Origin of the sequence: Diaphorobacter sp. ED-3, from assembly GCF_027625375.1 — a bacterium.
Classification (GTDB): Bacteria; Pseudomonadota; Gammaproteobacteria; order Burkholderiales; family Burkholderiaceae_C; genus Diaphorobacter; species Diaphorobacter nitroreducens.
Genome location: NZ_CP115182.1, coordinates 872,725 through 893,260, shown reverse-complemented (window position 1 = coordinate 893,260; position 20,536 = coordinate 872,725). Strand labels below are relative to the sequence as shown.

Sequence of the window (20,536 nt, the reverse complement as noted above, 5' to 3'; positions counted from 1 at the left end):
TCGAAACAGACGAGTGCTAACAACACCGCTGTGTCAGTTCCCTGCGCCCGCGTTGAGGGCGCGTTGTTTGATGTCGCAATCCTTTTTGTTATCAGGAGAGATGCAATGAATCTTCGCCCCCTGCACGATCGCGTGATCGTCAAACGTATCGAAAGCGAAACCACGACCGCCTCGGGCATCGTGATCCCCGACAACGCTGCGGAAAAGCCCGATCAAGGCGAAGTGCTGGCCGTTGGCCCTGGCAAGAAGAACGACAAGGGCGAGCTGATCGCCCTGAACGTGAAGGTCGGCGACCGCGTGCTGTTCGGCAAATACAGCGGCCAGACCGTGAAGGTCAATGGCGACGAGCTGCTGGTGATGAAGGAAGACGACCTGTTCGCGGTCGTCGAGAAGTAATCCCTTCTGGTCAACTCATTTTTCATAGCTGCCTGCGCTTGATAGACCAGCGTTGGCAGCCCATTTGATTCAAATTTGTAGGAGCCAAAAATGGCAGCAAAAGACGTAGTGTTCGGCGGCGAAGCCCGCGCTCGCATGGTTGAAGGCGTGAACATCCTGGCCAACGCGGTCAAGGTGACCCTGGGCCCCAAGGGCCGCAACGTGGTGCTGGAGCGCTCGTTCGGCGCCCCCACGGTGACCAAGGACGGCGTGTCCGTGGCCAAGGAAATCGAACTGAAAGACAAGCTGCAGAACATGGGCGCGCAGCTCGTGAAGGAAGTGGCTTCCAAGACCAACGACATCGCTGGTGACGGCACCACCACCGCTACCGTGCTGGCCCAGGCCATCGTGCGCGAAGGCTCCAAGTACGTGGCCGCCGGCCTGAACCCCATGGACCTCAAGCGCGGCATCGACAAGGCCGTGGCGGCCCTGGTGGAAGAGCTGAAGAAAGCCTCCAAGGCCACGACCACCTCCAAGGAAATCGCCCAGGTGGGTTCGATCTCCGCCAACTCCGACGAGTCCGTGGGCAAGATCATTGCCGACGCCATGGACAAGGTGGGCAAGGAAGGCGTGATCACCGTGGAAGACGGCAAGTCGCTGGAAAACGAGCTGGAAGTCGTGGAAGGCATGCAGTTCGACCGCGGCTACCTGTCGCCCTACTTCATCAACAACCCCGAGAAGCAGTCCGCGATCCTGGACAACCCCTTCGTGCTGCTGTTCGACAAGAAGATCAGCAACATCCGTGACCTGCTGCCCACGCTGGAGCAAGTGGCCAAGGCTGGCCGTCCTCTGCTGATCATTGCTGAAGATGTCGAAGGCGAAGCCCTGGCAACGCTGGTGGTGAACACCATCCGCGGCATCCTGAAGGTCGTGGCCGTGAAGGCGCCCGGCTTCGGCGACCGCCGCAAGGCCATGCTGGAAGACATCGCCATCCTGACGGGCGGCAAGGTGATCGCCGAGGAAGTGGGCCTGACGCTGGAGAAGGTGACGCTGGCCGACCTGGGCCAGGCCAAGCGCATCGAAGTGGGCAAGGAAAACACCACCATCATCGACGGTGCTGGTGCCGCTGCCGACATCGAAGCCCGCGTGAAGCAGATCCGCATCCAGATCGAGGAAGCCACCAGCGACTACGACCGTGAGAAGCTGCAAGAGCGCGTGGCCAAGCTGGCCGGCGGCGTGGCCGTGATCAAGGTGGGCGCTGCCACCGAAGTCGAGATGAAGGAAAAGAAGGCCCGCGTGGAAGACGCCCTGCACGCTACCCGCGCTGCCGTGGAAGAAGGCATTGTGGCCGGTGGCGGCGTGGCCCTGCTGCGCGCCAAGCAAGCCGTGGGCGACAAGGTCAAGGGTGACAACGTCGACCAGGATGCCGGTATCAAGCTGGTGCTCAAGGCTGTGGAAGCTCCGCTGCGCGAAATCGTGGCCAACGCTGGTGGCGAGCCCTCGGTGGTGGTGAACGAAGTGCTCAACGGCAAGGGCAACTACGGCTTCAACGCAGCCAACGACACCTACGGCGACATGCTGGAAATGGGCATTCTGGACCCCACCAAGGTGACCCGCACGGCCCTGCAGAACGCCGCTTCCGTGGCCTCGCTGCTGCTGACGACCGAAGCCATGGTGGCCGAGGCTCCGAAGGACGAGTCCGCAGCCCCCGCCATGCCCGGCGGCATGGGTGACATGGGCATGTAATTGCCAGGACCCTGTCTGCGCCCTGAAGGCGCAGGCAGCACCCAGCCCGCAAGCAGTGCTTGCGGGTTTTTTTTCGCCTGCGTGTGTGGCGGGTGACCTTCCGCGGCGCACCGCGCGCGGATCTGGCCTGCCGTCCCCCAATACCCCTACGCAAAAGCAAGCTTTGCGCTCCTCGCATAATTGTATTTATGTGTAAATATTAGTAATTCATTGCTAGCGGTTCACTCTGGCCGTACCGCCATCGCACGGCCCTTCGCAGGAGCCTCCGCCATGCACACGACCCCTCGCCGTCTCTTTCCCTGCATCCTCTCCCGCGACCCCTACCGGCGTGTGCGCGTCGGCATGGCGCTGCTCGCGCTGCTGCTGATGAGCTCCAGCGCCCTGGTAATGCTGTTTCTGCACCACCCCAGCGCAAACCACCACCTGGACGCTGTGCGGTGGTGGGCGGCACTTTCGGTGGGGGGGCTCGCAGTCATCACGCTGCTGATCCGCACCGGCTGGTCCGAGCGGCTGCGCGATCCGTCCCTGACCCTGGTTCAAATGGCGTGGACCATTACCAGCGGCGCCGTGGCCTACGTGCTGGCAGGGGAAGGCCGAGGCGTGGTGCCCTCCGTGCTGGCCATGATCCTGTTCTTCGGTGCACTGGGCCTGCCGCCGCGCCAGGTCGTAGGCATCGGGCTCTACGCGATGGCGGCGTTCTCGGTGTCGGTGGTCGTCTCGCCGCGTTTCTACGCACCACGACGTTCGACGTCATGGATGGCGCCTACGCAGCCATGATCCTGATCGTGCTGGCCGGGTGCATGGTGGTGAACCTGCGCGTGCAGCAGATGCGCCAGCGCCTGGACCGGCAACGTGAGGCGCTGGCCGAAGCCCTCGCGGAAAACCGGGCGCTGGCCATGCGCGACGAGCTCACGGGCCTGTACAACCGCCGCGCCATGGTCGAGCTGATCCAGCTGGAGTGCCGGCGGCGCCGTCGCGGGCAGGGCACGTTGTTGTTCGCCATGATCGATGTGGACCATTTCAAGCGCGTCAACGACCACCACGGCCACGCCATGGGCGACCATGTGCTGCGGGTGTTCGCCGACGCCCTGCGCGCCAATGTGCGCGAAACCGATGTGCTGGCGCGCTGGGGCGGCGACGAGTTCCTGCTGCTGCTCAGCGACATCGAACCACGCAGCGCCCAGACCCTGCTGGAGCGCACGCGCGAAGCCATCGCTGCCCTGCCCGTGCCCAACGCACCGCCGGGCCTGCGCCTGAGCATGTCCGCCGGCCTGGCGCTGCACCTGCCCCATTCGTCACCCCAGGAAACGCTGGAGCGTGCCGACCAGGCGCTCTACGCCGCCAAGGACCAGGGCCGCAACCGGGTGGCCCTGGCTCCAGAACTCCAGCCGGCGCCTGTAGATGATGCGCCGGCCACGCCCCAGGCAGCGCGCGCCTGAGCCCCGTCAGAGCGGGAAGCGCACCCCGTTTCAGGCCGCAAGACGGCGCAACAGCCCCGCGCTGGACGGGTCCAGCCCCTGCACATCCCCCGTGGCCAGACGCGGCTCCAGGTCCTTGGCGATGCCTTTGCCCAGTTCCACACCCCACTGATCGAAGCTGTTGATGCCCCAGAGCGCCCCGCTGGTGAACACCCGGTGCTCGTACAGCGCGATCAGCGCGCCCAGCGACGCCGGGTCCAGACGCTCCAGCACCAGAAATGTGCTCGGCCGGTTGCCGCTGAAGCGCCGGTGGCCGTCGGCTTCTTCGGGCCGTCCCATCATCAGCGCCCGGGCCTGGGCCAAAGCGTTGGCCACCAGACGCGGGTGCTGGTCCGGCAAATCACGCCCCGGCTCGCGCAGCGCGATGAACTCCACGGGCACGGTGTCGGGCCCCTGGTGGATCATCTGAAAGAACGCATGCTGACCATTGGTGCCCGGCTCGCCCCAAACCACGGGAGAAGTGGCATAGGGCAGCGGCTGGCCGTGCGCATCCACCCCCTTGCCGTTGCTCTCCATCTCCAATTGCTGCAGGTACGCCGGCAGGCGGCGCAGGCCATGGCTATAAGGTGCCATGCTGCGGCTGGAGAAGTCGTGGAAATTGCGGTACCACAGGTCCAGCAGCGCCAGCCGCACGGGCAGGTTGGATTCCAACGGCGCGGTGCGGAAATGCTCGTCCATCGCATGTGCACCCGCCAGCAGTGCGCGAAACTGCGGCGCACCCACGGCAATGGCAATCGGCAGCCCGATGGCGGACCACAGCGAATAGCGTCCGCCCACCCAGTCCCAGAAGCCCAGCGTGGTGGTGATGCCGAACTGCGCCGCCGCTTCCAGGTTGGTCGTCAGTGCATAGAAATGGCGCGCCAGCGGCAGCCGCGCCCGCGCGTCCTCGCTGCCGCCCTGGTCCAGGAACCATGCACGCGCCGCCTGTGCGTTGGACATGGTCTCGGCGGTGGTGAAGGTCTTCGACGCAATGAGGAACAGCGTGCTTTCGGGCCGCAGCTGGCGCAACAGGCTGCCCAGCTCCATGCCGTCCACGTTGGAGATGAAGTGCAGGCGCTTGCCCGGGTGGCGCAGGTCGTCCAGTGCCTTGACCACCATCGCCGGCCCCAGGTCCGAGCCGCCGATGCCGATGTTCACGATGTCGGTGATGCCGTCGTCAGTGCGCACGCGCTCGGCGAGGGCCAGCATGTCCTCCAGCGTGGCGTGCACGTCGTGCAAGGCAGAGGCAATTTCAGGCGCTACTGTATCGATAGCTACTCGCGCTTGACCTGTATGCCCTGGAGCCGGTTTTCGCAACAACCAATGCATCACCGCGCGCTGCTCGGTGTTGTTGATCGGTCGGCCCTCGAACATCGCATCGCGGTAGGCCACCACGCCGCATTCACGCGCCAGCTGCAGCAGCAGCGCTTCGGTGGGCGCGTCGATCAGGTTCTTGGACAGGTCCGCAAACACATGCGGAGCGTCCTGGCTGAAGCGCTCGAAACGCTGCGCATCCTGCGCAAATGCGGCGCGCAGGTCGAAGCTGCGGCCGGCGCTTTCGTAATGGGCACGCAGGCGCTGCCACGCGGTCGTGTGGTCGCAGCGGGTGCGGGGATCGTCAAAATTCATGCAGCGGCTTGCATCAGTTGTTCCAGCTTGGCCGCGTCCGCCGCAAATGCGCGGATGCCTTCGGCCAGCTTCTCGGTGGCCATGGCGTCGGCATTGAGCGCATAGCGAAAGCCCGCCTCGTCGTACTGCACGGGTTGCAGCGCAACGCGGCGTGCCGCCTCGGGGTCGAGCACGCGTGCCACCGGTGCATCGCTGGCGGCCAGCTGGGCCAGCAGTTCGGGGGCAATGGTCAGCAGGTCGCAGCCCGCCAGCGCGACGATCTGCCCGGTGTTGCGAAAACTGGCACCCATGACCTCGGTGCCGATGCCGAAGTGCTTGTAATGGTTGTAGATGGCGCGCACGGACTGCACGCCCGGGTCATTGGCGCCAGCCATGGCGGCCTCGTCCCAGTTTGCGCCGGCCTGCTTCTTGTACCAGTCGTAAATGCGTCCGACGAAAGGCGAAATGAGCTGCACCTTCGCCTGACCACAGGCCACCGCCTGTGCAAACGAAAACAGCAGCGTAAGGTTGGTGTGGATGCCGCGCTGCTCCAGTTGGCGCGCGGCCTGGATGCCCTCCCACGTGGCGGCGATCTTGATGAGCACGCGGTCGATGTGCAGCCCTTCGGCCTGGTACAGCTCCACGATGCGCTCCGCACGCGCCACGGTCGCCGCGGTATCGAACGACAGGCGTGCATCCACCTCGGTGGACACGCGCCCAGGGATGATCGACAGGATCTCGCAGCCGAAACGCACGATCAGGCGGTCCATCAGCTCGTCGATGGCGCGGCCATGCCAGCGCGTCACGCAGTCCTTGAGCAGCGGCGCGTACTCGGGCTTTTGCACGGCCTTGAGGATCAGCGAAGGGTTGGTGGTGGCGTCCTGCGGCTGGAACTGGGCCAGCTGCTTGAAATCGCCGGTGTCGGCCACCACGGTGGTGTACTGCTTGAGCGCGTCGAGTTGGTTCATGGCGTGTTGTCCAGGGAGAAAGGCGCGGGGAGCCCAGCCCCGGCGCGTAACCGGCAAGTGTATGCGCGGCCACGGCCCGTCCCGTATCGGTCAATGCCGACCATGAAACTCGATAACATCGTGCACTGGATACGGACCACATGCGGGCACCGTTTTCCCATCGATCAACCCTCTACACATCACCGCAGCTGGCTCATGAGCTTTGATCTGGTCCTCTTCGGCGGCACGGGCGACCTCGCCTGGCGCAAGCTGCTGCCTGCCTTGTTCCAGGCTTTTCGCCACGGGTCGCTGCCGCCGCAGGGGCGCATCATCGGCGTGGCGCGCGACGCGCTGAGCGACGGCGATTACCGCGCGCTGATTGCCCGGCGCTTTGCCGATGTGGAGGGAGAAAAACGCCCCAGCGACGAAGAATTCGAACGCTTTGCCGCGCTGTTGCAGTACCAGCGCATGGATCTGTCCCAGCCAGAGGATTACGCCCTGCTGGCGCGGCGCCTGCACGAGCGCCACGCCGACACGGTGGTGATGTACCTGGCCACCGCGCCCGCGCTGTTCACCACCGTCTGCGAGCAGCTCGGCGCTGCCGGCCTGGCGACGCCCGCCACCCGCGTGGTGCTGGAAAAGCCCCTGGGGCACGATTTGGCTTCCAACCGTGCCATCAACGCCGCGGTGCGCAGCGTGTTCGACGAACGGCAGATCTTCCGCATCGACCACTACCTGGGCAAGCCCTCGGTGCAGAACCTGCTGGCGCTGCGCTTTGGCAACGCGCTGTTCGAACCCCTGTGGCGGCGCGAGACCGTGGCCAGCATCGAGATCACCATGGCCGAGCAGCTGGGCGTGGAGCAGCGTGGCGCCTTCTACGACCAGACCGGCGCGCTGCGCGACATGGTGCAGAACCACGCGCTGCAGCTGCTGTGCGCGATCGCCATGGAGCCGCCCATCAACGCCCATGCCGATGCCATCCGCGATGAGAAGCTCAAGGTGCTGCGTTCGCTGAGTACGTGGACACCCGCCACGCTGCTGCGGGACGTGGTGCGCGGCCAGTATTCCACCGGCACCACGGCCTGCGAGGGCGTGCGCGCCTATGCCGACGAGGACGGCGTGGCGCCCGGCAGCACCACCGAAACCTTCGTCGCCCTGCGCACCGAGATCGCCAATTGGCGCTGGGCGGGCGTGCCGTTCTACATCCGCACCGGCAAGCGCCTGGCCGCGCGCGAGGCACACATCGCCATCAACTTCCGCCCCACGCCCCACGCCATCTACCGCACGCCGCTGGGCGCGGCCAACCGCCTGGTGATCCACCTGCAGCCGCGCGACGGCGTGGCGCTGCACCTGTTTGCCGCGGGGCAGGAAAAGCGCGGCATGCGCATTTCCGAAGCCCAGGCGCTGGCGCCCGTGCAGCTGGACCTGGACTTCGACCAGCGCTTTGGCAGCCAGCGCGTGGGAGCGTACGAGCGGCTGCTGCTGGACGTGATCGCCGGGCGCCTGAATCTGTTCGTGCGCGCCGACGAACAGGAAGCCGCCTGGCATTGGGTGGAACCCATCATGCAGGCCTGGGCCGAGCAGGACGCCCGTGGTGAAGGCCCGCGCCCCTATGCCGCTGGCAGCTGGGGCCCCAGCGCCGCCAGCGCGCTGGTGGCCCGCGAAGGACACACCTGGATGGAAGAATGCTAGACCGCATCACCGCTTCCCTGCCCTCGCTCGCCCCCGCCGAGCAGCGCGTGGCCCAGCTCGTGCTGGACGACCCGCGCGCCTTTGCCCACCTGCCGGTGCGCGAGCTGGCCGCGCGCGCGCGCGTCAGCAAGCCGACAGTGGTGCGCTTTTGCCGCAGCATGGGCTATGACGGCCTGGCGGACTTCAAGCTCAAGCTGGCCGGCAGTGTGAGCGAGGGCGTGCCCTTCATCCACCGCAGCGTGGACGCCGACGACAAGACCAACGACGTGCTGGTGAAGGTGGTGGACAACGCCGTGGCCGCCTTCCTGCAGTACCGCAACGCCGCCAGTACCAATGCGCTGGAGCGTGCGGCCGAGGCCATCGCCAGCACCTGGCAGACGGGGCGGCGCATCGAGTTCTACGGCGCGGGCAACTCCGGCATCGTGGCGCAGGACGCGCAGCACAAGTTCTTTCGCCTAGGCATCACCAGCATCTCCACCAGCGACGGCCACATGCAGGTGATGAGCGCCACGCTGCTGGGCCCGGGCGACTGCGCGGTGATCATCAGCAACTCGGGCCGCACGCGCGACCTGATGGACGCAGCCGACATCGCGCGCAAGAACGGCGCAACCACCATCGCCATCACCGCCAGCGGCTCGCCGCTGGCACACACCTGCCGCATCCACCTGGCGGCCGACCACCCCGAGGGCTACGACCGCTACAGCCCCATGGTGTCGCGCCTGCTGCACCTGCTCATCATCGACGTAGTCGCCACCTGCGTGGCGCTGCGCATCGGCGAGCCGCTGCAGCCGGTGCTGCAGCAGATGAAGAACAACCTGCGGGCCAAGCGGTATACCTGAGGGTATCCTCTTGAGCGGCTGCGCCGCTTCCCCCCTTCTCTCTACGCGCTGCGCTACGGGAGAGGGACACCGCCAGCGCCCGGGCCAAGCCCGTTGCGCGGCGGTTGCTGGGATGGGGCGCGCCAGTTCCATGCCGGGCGCCCTATGGCGAAGTACAAAAACAATAGCTGCTACCGCCTGTCCTGCTTTGATTTCAGGTTCAAAAGCATCTGAAATCAAGCAATAACAAGCGGTAGCAGCTCTCTTTTTCAGAGCGTCGTTTCAGCGCCCGTAGGTGGCGGTGAAGCTCGCCTTGGCCAGGGTGTGGGCGTTCACCATGAAGCCGGCGAGCGCGGCGGGGGCGTCGTCGGGCACATCGATACGCTCCACCGACAGCGCATGCACCGTGAAGATGTAGCGGTGCGGCTTGTCGCCCGGCGGCGGGCACATGCCGCCCCAGGCGTACTGCCCGTAGTCGTTGCGGATCTGGCGCGCGCCAGCCGGCAGGTGGGCGCCGCCCTTGGCGCCGGCGTTGGCGGGCAGCTCACTCACCGAAGCCGGCAGATCGATCACATACCAGTGCCAGAAGCCCGAGCCCGTGGGCGCGTCGGGGTCGTACACGTTCACGGCAAAGCCCTTCGTGCCCTCGGGCGCGCCGCTCCAGCGCAGCACGGGCGACTGGTTCCGACCGCTGCAGCCAAAGCCGTCGAACTCGAAGCTCTGTGCAATGGTGCTGCCGTCGGCGATGTCGGGACTGGTGAGGGTGAAGGCGGTCATGCGCGGTACTCCTGCGGTTCGTTGACGGGAAAGCGTCAGTATGCCCGCGCATTCCCGCCATTCACTTCACGGGTCCCGTCACTGCCCCGCGAAGCTCTTGGTGCTGTAGAGCTCGTGCGGCAGCCGGTTCAGCACGGGCAGGCCGGTGGCGGCGTCGCGCGGCTGCTTGTCGATGTAGCTGAAGAAGACATCGGCATCCAGCACGCCGATGTCCAGGCGCCGCGCCGCGGGCACGGCCGCCAGCGTCTTGTAGCCGTCGCCGCCCGTGGCGTTGAAGCTCAACACGAAGAGCCTGTAGGTCTTGGCCGGATCGATCGGCCCCCAGGTGCCGGTGGCGGCGTTGCGCACTTCGAGACCGGAGGCGCGCTGGCCGAAGGCGGCCGAGGCGTTCACGTCGAAGCGCAGGCCGCCGGTATAGGGATAGGGCCCGGTCGAGCCGCCCGCCTTGAACACGGCCTCCAGACCGTCTTCGAGCATGGATTTCACCTCCGCGCCGGTCACGTCCAGACGGAACAGCATGTTGCCGAAAGGCAGCACCTGGATCACCTGCGCTGCTGTCACCGTGCCGTCCAGCGCAATGCGCACACCGCCGCCGCTTTGCAGCGAGATGTCGGCGCCGCCGTACTTGGCATTGCCCTCGTCCACGTAGGCCTGCGCCACCAGCTGCTGGATGTCGCCACCGCGCAGATGCACGCTGCCCTCGGCGTTGCATGTGGGGCTGGAGCCGCCCGAGCCGGGATTGCCCGGCACGCGGCGGAAGCACAACTCCTTCGGCACCACCGCCACGTTGGTCTTGTTGAAAACGGCCACGCGGTCCTTGAACGGCTGCAGCGCCGTGGTGGCAGCGGCGGCTGGCTGCGTCACGCGCAGAAAGCCCTTGGCCGCCACGTCGGCATCGATGGCCTTCTTTTCGGCATCGGTCGGGGGCAATTTGTTGATGGTGAAGTCGCTACCGATCAGCACATGCGGCGTGCCGCTGCACTGCGTGACCTCGCCCTTGCCGTCAAAACGCACCTTCAGCTCGCCCACCACCTGCGCGTATTCCCAGGCCTGCACCACGCAGACGTTCTTGCCGTCCTTGTCGGTCACGCGCGTGGGATAGGCGCCACCGGGCGTGCCCACGCCCGTGGTCTTGAGCGCATCGGGGCCCAGCAGCGTGTGCGAATCGCCGCCCACGATCACGTCCACGCCGCTGAGCTTGGCGGCGATTTCCTTGTCGTAGCCATAGCCCACGTGGCTCATGACGATGATCTTGTTGATGCTCTGGGCACGCAGCTTGTCGATCTCACGCTGCGCCGCCGTGACTTCGTCCTCGAAGGTGGTGTCCGCATCCGGGCTGGACGAGGCCTTGGTCTTGCCCGCAATCGTCAGGCCGACGATGCCGATCTTCTGGCCGCTGCGCTCCACCACAGTGGAAGGCTGCACGTAACCGGGTGCCTTGGTGGCGTTGAGCGCCGAGCCGGCACCGAACTTCACATTGGCGCTGAGCACCGCCGTCTTGCAGGACCCTTTCTTGAGCAGGTCCAGGAATCCCTTGAGGCCCGCGTCACCCTTGTCGAACTCGTGGTTGCCCAGCGTGAAGGCGTCGAAGCACACGGTGTTCATCAGCGCGGCGTCGGCCTCGCCGTCCGCGCCAGCGCGGTTGAAGTACAGCGTGCCGGTGAGCGCGTCGCCCGCATGCAGCTTGAGCACGTTGGCGCCCGCGGCCTTGGCCAGGCTGTCGAAGGCCGCGGTGACGCGCGCAAAGCCACCGGCTTCGACGGCCACGTCCACAGGCGCAGCGCCGCCCGTGAACAGCTTCAGCGTCTTGGACTTGGCGTCCAGCGTGGAGTGGTGGTCGTTGATGTGCAGGACGGTCAGCTCCAGCGGCTGGGCCTCGTCGTCATCGTTGCCACCGCATGCCGCCAGCACGCCACATGCCGCCAGCGCCACCGCGCCCATCCGCACCCGCCGCCCGTAGGGCTTGTTGGCCCATGGCATCCACGAACCCATGTTCTCGCTCCCTGTTGAATCGTTACAGAGTGGAGATGGTGGGAAGCAAGGATGACAGCGCCGTGAAAGCCCCACGCGCGCGCCCATTGAACAGGGGCCGCGCGGCCCCTTTTTGCTCACATAAAAAGAGCATTTACCGCTTGTTGTACAAGCGTTAGGGCCGTTTTTCTATCGAACCCTCATACCGCCAACTCCACCAACGGGATGCGTTTTTCCTGCACGCCGTGGCAGGCCACGCGCGTGCCGCCGTCATCAATGAGCTGGGGGCGCTCGGTGCGGCAGCGGTCGTTGGCGTAGGGGCAGCGTGGGTTGAACGCGCAGCCCGGCGGCGGGTTGAGCGGGTTGGGCACCTCCCCTTGCACGGGCGTGCGCGCGCGGCCGGTGTCGTGCATCTTGGGGATGGCGTCCAGCAACATGCGCGTGTAAGGGTGGCGCGGGTTCTCGAACAGCACCTTCTTGTCGGCCAGCTCCACCAGCCGGCCCAGGTACATCACGCCCACCTGGTCGCTCACGTGGCGCACCACGGCCAGGTTGTGGCTGATGAACAGGTAGGTGAGCTGCCGCTGGCGCTGCAGGTCCTTCATGATGTTGAGCACCTGCGCCTGCACCGACACGTCCAGCGCGCTGGTGGGTTCGTCGCACACCAGGAACTCGGGCTCGGTGGCCAGGGCACGCGCGATGGAGATGCGCTGGCGCTGCCCGCCCGAGAACTGGTGCGGGTACTTGGCCATGTCCAGCGGCGACAGGCCCACGGACTGCAGCAGTTCGCCCACGCGCTTCTTGAGCTGTGCAGCGTCGGTGATGAGACCATGCTCGCGCAGGGGCTCGCCGATGATGTCCTCCACCAGCCATCGGGGGTTCAGGCTGGCATAGGGGTCCTGGAAGATCATCTGGATGCGCCGGCGCATGGCGCGCGCATCCTTGCCCTTGAAAGCGGCGTGCGCGTCCTGCCCGTCGAAGGTGAGGCCGCCGCGCGTGGGCTCGTACAGCCCCACCAGCAGGCGCGCCACGGTGCTCTTGCCGCAGCCGGACTCGCCCACCAGGGCCAGCGTCTTGCCGCGCTCGATCGTGAATCCCACGCCGTCCACCGCATGCAGCAGCGCGCGCGGCTTGCGCTCGATGACGCGGTTGAGCCAGGGCGCGGAGACGTCGAACGTCTTGGCGAGGTCATGCGCCTGCACCAGCGGTGCGGTGGTGGTCGTCGTGGAGCTCATGCGGCCACCTCGCTCGTCACGTCGTGCAGCCAGCAGGCGGCCTGCGTAGCGCCGGCGGGCATGAGGTCGGGGCGCGCCTGGCGGCAGCGGTCGAAGGCGCGCGGGCAGCGCGGATTGAAGGCACAGCCCTCGGGAATGGCGTTCAGGCGGGGCATGGCTCCGTCGATCTGGTTGAGGCGCTCGCGGTCCTGCTCCATGTCGGGAATGGACGCCATGAGGCCGGCGGTGTAGGGGTGGGCGGGCTGGTTGATGACCTCGTGCACGGGGCCGATTTCGGCCACGCGGCCGGCGTACATCACGGCCACGCGGTCGCAGGTCTCGGCGATCACGCCCATATCGTGGGTGATCAGCATCACGGCCGCGCCGCGCGTCTTGCAGATGCTCTTGAGCAACTGGATGATCTGCGCCTGGATGGACACGTCCAGCGCCGTGGTGGGCTCGTCCGCCACGATGAGCTGCGGCTCGGCCGCCAGCGCCAGGGCAATCACCACGCGCTGGCGCATGCCGCCCGAGAACTGGTGCGGGTAGTGGTCGATACGCTGCTCGGCCGCGGGAATGCCGGTGTCCTTGAGCAGGTCGATGGCCCGCTGGCGCGCCTGCGCGGCGCTCATGGGCAGGTGGGTGAGGATGGTCTCCACCAGCTGCTGGCCCACGGTGTACAGCGGGTTGAGCGAAGTCAGCGGGTCCTGGAAGATCGCGCCGATCTTGCGCCCGCGGATGTGGCGCATCTGCTCGTGCGGCAGGTTGTCGATGCGCTGGCCCTGCAGCACGATCTGGCCCGAGGCCACACGCCCCGGCGGCTCCAGCAGACCGATGATGGACGCGCCCGTGAGCGACTTGCCCGCGCCGGACTCGCCCACCACACCCAGGATCTCGCCCGGCGCGATGGAGAACGACACGTTGTCCAGCGCGCGCAGCGTGCCGCGGCGGCCAGGGAATTCGACGACGAGGTTGTGGACTTCGAGAAGTGACATATCAGTTATCCAGTGCAGTGCGCGCCGCCCGCATCGCATGAAACGGGCGCCCCCCAAAACGAGGGCAGCCGAGCAGGGGTCCGGGCCGGCCGCGCCGCGCCGCAGCGAGGGCTGCGCCCCCCTGCCCGCATGGCGCAGCCATGCGAGAGCGGGGAGAAGGCGCAAAGCGACTCAGGGGCCGTTCCATTTCAGCGCAGGCGCGGGTTGAGTGCATCGCGCAGCCAGTCGCCCAGCAGGTTCACGGACAGCGCGATCAGCACCAGCATCACGCCGGGGAAGACAGTGATCCACCACTCGCCGGAGAACAGGTAGTCGTTGCCGATGCGGATCAGCGTGCCCAGCGAGGGCGACGTGGGCGGCGCGCCCACTCCCAGGAAGGACAGCGTGGCTTCGGTAATGATGGCAGTGGCCACCTGGATGGTGGCCAGCACCATGACCGGCCCCAGCACATTGGGCAGCACATGCTTGCGCATGATGCGCAGCGGCGACACGCCGGTGACGCGCGCGGCCTGCACGTATTCCTTGTTGCGCTCCACCAGCGTGGAGCCGCGCACGGTGCGCGCGTACTGCACCCAGCCCGTGAGCGAGATCGACAGGATCAGCACGCCGAAGGCCAGCGAATCGGGCGCGTTGGGGAACACCGCACGCCCCACGCCGGCAATCAGCAGCGCGATCAGGATGGCGGGGAACGACAGCATCACGTCGCACAGGCGCATGAGCACGCCGTCCACCCATCCGCCGCGGAAGCCCGCCACCAACCCCAGCGCCACGCCCACGACGACCGACAGCGCCACGGAGGCCAGGCCCACCACCAGCGAGATGCGCGCGCCGTAGATCAGCGCCGAAAGGATGTCGCGGCCCTGGTCATCGGTGCCCAGGGCGTACTTCCAGGTGCCTTCGGCCTGCCACACGGGCGGCAAGCGCGCGTCCGACAGCTCCAGCGTGCTCAGGTCGAACGGGTTGTGTGGCGCCACCCAGCCGGCAAAGATGGAGCAGAACACGCACACGGCGGCAATCAGCGCCGCGATGATGGCCACGGGCGAGGTGCGAAAGCTGTGGGCCACGTCGCTGTCGTACCAGCGCAAGAGCGTTTGTTTCATGAGCGAAGGGTCAAGGCAAAAAAGGGGAAGGCGGCAAGGTCGTACGGTCAGGGGCCCACGCCCATCCACTTGAAAGGCATGGTGTTGTCGGCCATCTGCACCAGGCGGATCTTCTTGGACACGCCCCAGGCCAGGGCCTGCTGGTGCAGCGGGATGTAGGCAATGTCGGCGGCCTGCAGCAGCAAAGCCTCGCGCAGCAGCACATCGCGCCGGGTCTTGTCGGTCTGCGTCTGGACCTGCAGCAGCAGCGCGTCCAGCCGCGGGTTGCAATAGCCCCCCAGGTTGAAGTGGCCCGCGCCTTCGCCGCGCGGGCAGGCCGCCAGCGCGTTCAGCGCACCGTGTGCGTCGTAGGTGGAGGGCGTCCAGCCCATCAGGTAGAAGCCCGCGTCGCGTCGCAGGATGCGCGGGTAGTACTGCGCCTTGGGCTCCGCGCGCACCGTCACGCGCACCTGGAGGGTCGCCAGCTGTGCAGCGATGGCGGTGCACAGTGCCGCGTCGTTCACATAGCGGTCGCTGGGGCAGTCCAGCGTGAGCGCGAAGCCCTCGCCATAGCCGGCCTGCGCCATGAGCGCGCGCGCGGCCGCCACGTCGTGCGGCAGCCGCTTGACGTCGGGCTGAAAGCCATTGACGCCCGGTCCCACGATGAGCGCGGCCGGCGTGGCAGCGCCGCGCATCACGTTCTTGATGAGCGCATCGATGTCGATGGCCTGGTAGAAGGCCTGGCGTACGCGCCGGTCCTTGAAGGGGTTGGCGCCGCGCACGCTGGCGTACGGCAGCTCGTCGCTGTGCTGGTCCATGCCCAGGAACAGCGAGCGCAACTCGGGCCCCGTGACCACGCGGACCAGTCCGGCGGCGCTCACGCGTTCGATGTCCTGTACCGGCACGGGCTCCATCACGTCCACGCGGCCGGCCAGCAGCGCGGCCACGCGCGCCTCGTTGTCCGGAATGGGCAGGAAGACGACTTGGCGTGCGTTGCTCTCGATGGTGCCCCAGTAGCGCGTGTTGCGCTCGAACACGGTGCGCTGCTGCGGGCGGCGCTCGGCCAGGCGGAAAGGCCCCGTGCCATTGGCGCGCAGCGCGGCGGCCTGCCCCGCGGCCCCGCGCGCGTCGCCTACCTGCGCGAGACCCTGCGCCTCGCTCCAGCGCTGGTTCATCAGGTAGACGTGCGACAGCAGGGCCGGCAGCAGCGGCGTGGGCTCGCGGGTTTCGATCTCGATGGTGTGCGCGTCCAGCTTGCGCACCTCGCGCACGCCGCTCAGGTAACTGCGCATGTCCGAGCCTTCGGACTGCGCGCGCCGCAGCGAAAACACCGCATCGTCGGCCGTGAAAAGCGCACCGTCGTGAAAGGACACGCCGCGGCGCAACTCGAAGCGCCACACGGTGGGAGTGGTCGCGCGCCAGGCCAGCGCCAGCGCAGGCACCAGGCTCAGATCCTTGTTGCGTCCCACCAGAGGCTCGTACACATTGCCGGTCAGGCTGAGCTGCAGCGATTCATTGAGCGCATGCGGGTCCATCGACAGCGCATCGCCCTGGTTGGCCACACGGATGGTTTGCGCATTAGCTACCAAAAATATAGCTGCCAGCGCTTGCAGTACAAGCGCCAGGGCCATATTTCGCATCCAGACCGTGCTCCGCATCATGCTGCTGTACCGTGCGGTCTCACTGCGCTTGCCCCAGGGGCATGGCCTGCTCGACCAGGCCGGCATGCAGGGCCGCGCCCAGGGGCAGCACGTCGTCATTGAAGTCGTAGCGGCTGTTGTGCAAGGTGCTGTTGCCAGCACCCATGCCCTGCCCCAGGCGCAGGTAGGCGCCGGGCCGGGCCTGCAGCATGAAGGAGAAGTCCTCCGCGCCCATGCTCGGCTCCAGGTCGCGGTCCACGTTTTCTTCGCCCACCAGCGACGCAGCCACGTCGCCTGCGAAGCGCGCATCGCTCTCGGTGTTGATGGTGGCCGGGTAGATGCGCTCGTAGCGAACGGTGGCGGTAGCGCCAAAGCCCAGCGCGATGGCGTTGCACAGCTCCTTGATGCGGCGCTCCACCATCTCCTGGACGGCGGGGTCGAACGTGCGCACCGTACCCACCAGCGTGGCCGTGCCCGGCAGCACGCTGAACGCGCCCAGGTCGCCCGCCTGCACCGCGCACAGGCTGATGACTGCACTCTCCAGCGGCCGCACGTTGCGCGAGACGATCCCCTGCACGGCGGTGACGATGTGCGCGGCTACCAGCACCACGTCCACCGTCTGGTACGCATGCGCACCGTGGCCGCCGCGCCCGGTCACTTCGATCGTGACGCGGTCGGCCGCAGCCATCATGGCGCCGCTGTTGATACCCACGGTGCCGGGCCGCATGGCCGGCCAGTTGTGCATGGCGTACACCGACTGCACGGGAAAGCGCTCGAAGAGCCCGTCCTCGATCATCACGCGCGCACCGCCCAGGCCTTCCTCGCCGGGCTGGAAGATCAGCACCGCCGTGCCGTCGAAATGGCGCGTGGCCGCCAGGTAGCGCGCTGCACCCACGAGCATGGCCGTGTGCCCATCATGGCCGCAGCCATGCATCAGGCCGCTCTTGCAGGACTTCCAGGCGAAATCGTTGTGCTCGGCCATGGGCAGCGCGTCCATGTCGGCCCGCAGACCGATCATGCTGCCGCTGCTGCGTCCCTGGCCGTGGATGATGCCCACCACGCCGGTACGGCCGATGCCTTCGTGCACCTCGTCCACGCCGGCGTGCCGCAGCGCCTCGCGCACACGGGCGCTGGTGTAGACCTCTTCAAAGCCCAGCTCGGGGTGGGCATGCAGGTCGCGGCGGAATGCGGTGAGCTCCGGGTGGTACTGCGCGATGTGGGCGAAAGCGCGTCCGCCTGCCTTCAAGCGTTGCTGCACAGCTTGCATGTCAGTGCCCTCCCGCCTTGCCGCCCACGCGCAGGCGCGGGTCCACGGCGAAGTACAGCAGGTCCACCACCAGGTTGATGACCACGAAGATCAGCGCGATCAGGCAGAGGTAAGCGGCCATCACGGGGATGTCGGCAAAGGTCACGGCCTGGATGAACAGCAGGCCCATGCCGGGCCACTGGAACACCGTCTCGGTGATGATGGCAAACGCAATCAGGCCGCCCAGTTGCAGGCCGGTGATGGTCATCACCGGCACCAGCGTGTTCTTGAGCGCATGGCCAAAATGGATGGCGCGGTCGGTCAGGCCACGCGCACGGGCGAACTTGATGTAGTCGGTGCGCAGCACTTCCAGCATCTCGGCGCGCACCAGGCGCATGATCAGCGTGAGCTGGAAGATGGCGAGCGTGATGGCCGGCAGCGTGATGTGGTGCCAACCCTTGGCCGTGAGCAAACCCGTGCTCCACCAGCCCAGCTGCGTGACATCACCGCGCCCAAAGCTCGGGAACCACCCGAGCGTGACCGAGAACACCAGGATCAGCAAAATGCCGATCAGGAACGTAGGCAGCGACACACCCAGCAACGACAGCGTCATGAACACCTGGCTGGTGAAGGTGCCGCGCTTGAGCGCCGCATACACCCCCATGGGCATTCCCACCGCGAGGGCGATGAAGGCGGCCACCAGCGCCAGCTCCAGCGTGGCCGGGAAGCGCTCGGCGATCAGCCGCGAGACCTTGGCCCCCTGGCGCAGGGAGAGCCCGAATTCGCCCTGCGCCGCATTCACCAGGAAGTGCCAGAACTGCACGATGAATGGCTGGTCCAACCCCAGGGCAGCACGCATCTCGGTGATCTGCTCGGGCGTGGCGTCCTGCCCCAGCAGGAAGACCACGGGGTCGCCCACGAACTGGAACAGCATGAACGAGATGAAGGCCACGGCGACCATGACGATCACGGCCTGGATAAGTCGGCGCAGTATGAAGGCAAGCATTCTCGGGCTATTGCAAGATGTCGGGCCATGCTAGCAGGCATCGGGGCGCAGCCAAGGCTCGTCCCCGCAGCGGCCGGGTGCTTAGCCTGGCCGTGGTTCGCCTGCGCGGGGGCTTTCCGCACGCAGGCGATACGTTATGGCACGGCCGCTCACTGGACCTTGACGGTGCGCATGTCGATGCGGTTGTCGGCGCGATGCACCAGCTCCACATTCTTCTTCATGGCCCAGGGGATGACCTGGTCGTACAGCGGCAGATGCGAGACCGTGTCGTTGGAGAGCTGCAGCGCCTCGGTCAGCATGCGCGCGCGCACCGGAGCGTCCGTCTCGGCCTTGATGCGGTCCACCAGGTAGTCCATGCGCTCATTGCGGTAGCGGCCCACGTTGTAGTTGCCATCGCCACCAGTGCCCACGCTGCGCACCAGCGATTGCAGGCTGTACAGCGCGTCAAAGGTCGGCACGCCCCAACCCAGCATGTAGATGCTGGCTTCGCTGCGCTGGATCATGGGAAAGTAGGTCACCAGCGGCAGCGTACGCAGCTTGGCTTTCACACCGATGCGCGCCCACATGGCGGTGACCGCCTGGCAGATGGCCTCGTCGTTGATGTAGCGATTGTTGGGACAGGCGAAGTCCACCTCGAAACCGTCGGCATAGCCGGCCTCGGCCAGCAGCTTCTTCGCGGCCTCGACGTCGTAGGGCATGCGCTTGCCCACGGCCTCCGACCAGCCTGCGACCTGCGGCGCCACCAGGGTACCCGTCGGCTTGCCCAGGCCGCGCAGGATGTTGCGCGTGAGGGCATTGGCGTCGATGGACTGGTACAGCGCCTTGCGCACGCGCAGGTCCTTCAAGGGGTTCTTGCCCTTGATGTTGGAGCCCACGAGTTCATCCCGGAACTGGTCCATGCCCAGGAAGATGGTACGGTTCTCCAGCCCGTCCACCACCTTGATGGTGCCCGACGAGCGCAGGCGGGGCAGATCCTGCGGCGAGGGGTCCAGCACCAGGTCCACCTCACCCGACAGCAGGGCGGCAATGCGCGTGGCGGCCGACTTGATGGGGGTGTAGACGATCTCGGTCACATTGCCTTCCATCTGGCCCCACCAGTTCGGATTGCGCTTGAAGACCATCTTCACGTCGGGCTACCATGTCTCCAGCGTATAGGGGCCCGTGCCCATGGCATTGCGATGGGCAAAGTTCTCATCGGTGCCCTTGATGTCCTTCGGCTCCACCGATCGGTTCTTCTCGGCCCAGGCCTTGCTCATCATGCGCAACTCGGTCATCTGCCGCAGCAGCACGGGGTTGGGCGACTTGAGGAAGATGTCGATGGTCTGCGCATCCACCTTCACCACCTTGTCGATGCCTTGCACATACGGCGTGTAGTTCGATGTCTTGGACATGGCGCGCTGCAGCGAGTACACGGCGTCATCGGCCGTGAAGGCGGAACCATCGTGGAACTTCACGCCCTGGCGCAGCGTGAAACGCACTTGTGTGGGGCTGACCTCTCGCCACGCCGTCGCCAGCATAGGCTCGACCTCGAAGGTACGGCTGTTGTAGTACACCAGGCTCTCGTACACATACGAATGGATGGCGTTTTGCAGCGCATTGTTTTGGGAGTGGATATCCCAGGTGGCGATTTCGCCCTGGCTGGCCCATTTGAAGGTCTTGGCATGCGCCGCTGGAACCACAGCCGCCGCGCAGACCGCCGCAAGAGAAAGGATCAAGGCATTGATTCGCATGGGAATCCTCTTTTATAGAAAGGAGCGACTATGGCAGCGTGGCCGTGGCCACTGGCAAAGGGAAATCCCTGAAATGGTGCATCGCAGATGCGCCGCCATTCATCCGCAGTGCTGATGCAAAACCAATGCCCGGACTGCGTATCTACGCTCGGCGGGGCAAAAACCGTACTTCGAGAAAAAAACAACCTCCCGAAGGAGGTTGTTTGAAATCGGGGCGGGCCCACAAGGACCCTTC

At 66.4% G+C, this 20,536-nt stretch carries 16 protein-coding genes and 1 pseudogene; 6 read left to right on the top strand and 11 right to left on the bottom strand.

From position 1 onward, the window contains the following. Positions 1–105: 105 nt before the first annotated feature. The 4 genes from PCQ86_RS04345 (at position 106) to PCQ86_RS04330 (ending at position 3,560) form a co-directional block, all read left to right on the top strand. The gene (locus PCQ86_RS04345) at positions 106–396 is read left to right on the top strand and encodes a co-chaperone GroES (protein WP_011804151.1); all 291 of its coding nucleotides are present in this window, start codon (positions 106–108) and stop codon (positions 394–396) included. Positions 397–486: 90 nt separating this feature from the next. After that, entirely contained in the window at positions 487–2,121 is a 1,635-nt protein-coding gene (groL, locus tag PCQ86_RS04340) for a chaperonin GroEL (protein ID WP_270174955.1), read from the top strand. Positions 2,122–2,391: 270 nt separating this feature from the next. Continuing rightward, entirely contained in the window at positions 2,392–2,898 is a 507-nt protein-coding gene (locus PCQ86_RS04335) for a hypothetical protein (protein ID WP_270174954.1), read from the top strand. Beyond that, positions 2,874–3,560 carry a GGDEF domain-containing protein gene (locus tag PCQ86_RS04330; protein ID WP_270174953.1) on the top strand — a complete coding sequence of 229 codons (687 nt, stop codon included), beginning with the start codon at positions 2,874–2,876 and terminating at the stop codon, positions 3,558–3,560. The genes PCQ86_RS04335 and PCQ86_RS04330 overlap by 25 nt, the downstream gene beginning before the upstream one ends. Before the next feature lie 30 nt (positions 3,561–3,590). On the opposite strand, the gene pgi is transcribed toward PCQ86_RS04330, so the two are convergent. Together pgi and tal are read right to left on the bottom strand one after the other, a co-directional pair. After that, a complete protein-coding gene (gene pgi / locus PCQ86_RS04325; protein WP_270174952.1) occupies positions 3,591–5,207 on the bottom strand; it encodes a glucose-6-phosphate isomerase in 1,617 nt (538 codons plus the stop codon). After that, positions 5,204–6,154: a transaldolase gene (gene tal / locus PCQ86_RS04320; RefSeq protein ID WP_012655675.1), complete on the bottom strand. Its 951-nt coding sequence runs from the start codon at positions 6,152–6,154 to the stop codon at positions 5,204–5,206. Before tal ends, pgi begins: the two co-directional genes overlap by 4 nt. Before the next feature lie 195 nt (positions 6,155–6,349). Between tal and zwf the strand changes: the two genes are divergently transcribed. Both zwf and PCQ86_RS04310 read left to right on the top strand, forming a co-directional pair. After that, complete coding sequence (gene zwf, locus PCQ86_RS04315) at positions 6,350–7,825, top strand: glucose-6-phosphate dehydrogenase (RefSeq protein ID WP_270175419.1); 1,476 nt, start codon at positions 6,350–6,352, stop codon at positions 7,823–7,825. After that, complete coding sequence (locus PCQ86_RS04310; RefSeq protein ID WP_011804145.1) at positions 7,819–8,664, top strand: MurR/RpiR family transcriptional regulator; 846 nt, start codon at positions 7,819–7,821, stop codon at positions 8,662–8,664. The genes zwf and PCQ86_RS04310 overlap by 7 nt, the downstream gene beginning before the upstream one ends. A gap of 261 nt (positions 8,665–8,925) precedes the next feature. Here the strand turns inward: PCQ86_RS04310 and PCQ86_RS04305 are convergent, their stop codons facing one another. The 9 genes and pseudogenes from PCQ86_RS04305 to PCQ86_RS04265 form a co-directional block, all read right to left on the bottom strand. Then, positions 8,926–9,420, bottom strand: a complete 495-nt coding sequence (locus PCQ86_RS04305; RefSeq protein WP_011804144.1) for a YbhB/YbcL family Raf kinase inhibitor-like protein — start codon at positions 9,418–9,420, stop codon at positions 8,926–8,928. Between the two features lie 78 nt (positions 9,421–9,498). After that, positions 9,499–11,412: a bifunctional metallophosphatase/5'-nucleotidase gene (locus PCQ86_RS04300; RefSeq protein ID WP_270174951.1), complete on the bottom strand. Its 1,914-nt coding sequence runs from the start codon at positions 11,410–11,412 to the stop codon at positions 9,499–9,501. A 179-nt stretch (positions 11,413–11,591) separates the two neighbouring features. Continuing rightward, positions 11,592–12,626: an ABC transporter ATP-binding protein gene (locus PCQ86_RS04295; protein WP_011804142.1), complete on the bottom strand. Its 1,035-nt coding sequence runs from the start codon at positions 12,624–12,626 to the stop codon at positions 11,592–11,594. After that, positions 12,623–13,600 (bottom strand): ABC transporter ATP-binding protein, encoded by a 978-nt coding sequence (locus PCQ86_RS04290; RefSeq protein WP_012655671.1) that lies wholly within the window; start codon positions 13,598–13,600, stop codon positions 12,623–12,625. The genes PCQ86_RS04295 and PCQ86_RS04290 overlap by 4 nt, the downstream gene beginning before the upstream one ends. A gap of 188 nt (positions 13,601–13,788) precedes the next feature. Further along, complete coding sequence (locus PCQ86_RS04285; protein ID WP_011804140.1) at positions 13,789–14,700, bottom strand: ABC transporter permease; 912 nt, start codon at positions 14,698–14,700, stop codon at positions 13,789–13,791. Between the two features lie 47 nt (positions 14,701–14,747). Beyond that, positions 14,748–16,319, bottom strand: coding sequence for an ABC transporter substrate-binding protein (locus PCQ86_RS04280; protein WP_270174950.1), 1,572 nt, complete (start codon positions 16,317–16,319; stop codon positions 14,748–14,750). Between the two features lie 40 nt (positions 16,320–16,359). Next, positions 16,360–17,586, bottom strand: a complete 1,227-nt coding sequence (locus PCQ86_RS04275) for a M20 aminoacylase family protein (RefSeq protein ID WP_088887584.1) — start codon at positions 17,584–17,586, stop codon at positions 16,360–16,362. Position 17,587: 1 nt separating this feature from the next. Then, positions 17,588–18,571, bottom strand: a complete 984-nt coding sequence (locus PCQ86_RS04270; protein ID WP_012655668.1) for an ABC transporter permease — start codon at positions 18,569–18,571, stop codon at positions 17,588–17,590. Between the two features lie 149 nt (positions 18,572–18,720). Further along, positions 18,721–20,301, bottom strand: a pseudogene (locus PCQ86_RS04265) (ABC transporter substrate-binding protein). Positions 20,302–20,536: the final 235 nt, after the last annotated feature.

Coding starts and splice junctions, on each gene's coding strand:
- PCQ86_RS04310 (WP_011804145.1), top strand. CDS start 7,819: ATGCTAGACCGCATCACCGCTTCCCTGCCCTCGCTCGCCCCCGCCGAG.
- PCQ86_RS04330 (WP_270174953.1), top strand. CDS start 2,874: ATGGATGGCGCCTACGCAGCCATGATCCTGATCGTGCTGGCCGGGTGC.
- PCQ86_RS04345 (WP_011804151.1), top strand. CDS start 106: ATGAATCTTCGCCCCCTGCACGATCGCGTGATCGTCAAACGTATCGAA.
- PCQ86_RS04305 (WP_011804144.1), bottom strand. CDS start 9,420: ATGACCGCCTTCACCCTCACCAGTCCCGACATCGCCGACGGCAGCACC.
- PCQ86_RS04275 (WP_088887584.1), bottom strand. CDS start 17,586: ATGCAAGCTGTGCAGCAACGCTTGAAGGCAGGCGGACGCGCTTTCGCC.
- PCQ86_RS04335 (WP_270174954.1), top strand. CDS start 2,392: ATGCACACGACCCCTCGCCGTCTCTTTCCCTGCATCCTCTCCCGCGAC.
- PCQ86_RS04280 (WP_270174950.1), bottom strand. CDS start 16,319: ATGCGAAATATGGCCCTGGCGCTTGTACTGCAAGCGCTGGCAGCTATA.
- PCQ86_RS04295 (WP_011804142.1), bottom strand. CDS start 12,626: ATGAGCTCCACGACGACCACCACCGCACCGCTGGTGCAGGCGCATGAC.
- tal (WP_012655675.1), bottom strand. CDS start 6,154: ATGAACCAACTCGACGCGCTCAAGCAGTACACCACCGTGGTGGCCGAC.
- zwf (WP_270175419.1), top strand. CDS start 6,350: ATGAGCTTTGATCTGGTCCTCTTCGGCGGCACGGGCGACCTCGCCTGG.
- pgi (WP_270174952.1), bottom strand. CDS start 5,207: ATGAATTTTGACGATCCCCGCACCCGCTGCGACCACACGACCGCGTGG.
- groL (WP_270174955.1), top strand. CDS start 487: ATGGCAGCAAAAGACGTAGTGTTCGGCGGCGAAGCCCGCGCTCGCATG.
- PCQ86_RS04300 (WP_270174951.1), bottom strand. CDS start 11,412: ATGGGTTCGTGGATGCCATGGGCCAACAAGCCCTACGGGCGGCGGGTG.
- PCQ86_RS04290 (WP_012655671.1), bottom strand. CDS start 13,600: ATGTCACTTCTCGAAGTCCACAACCTCGTCGTCGAATTCCCTGGCCGC.
- PCQ86_RS04285 (WP_011804140.1), bottom strand. CDS start 14,700: ATGAAACAAACGCTCTTGCGCTGGTACGACAGCGACGTGGCCCACAGC.
- PCQ86_RS04270 (WP_012655668.1), bottom strand. CDS start 18,571: ATGCTTGCCTTCATACTGCGCCGACTTATCCAGGCCGTGATCGTCATG.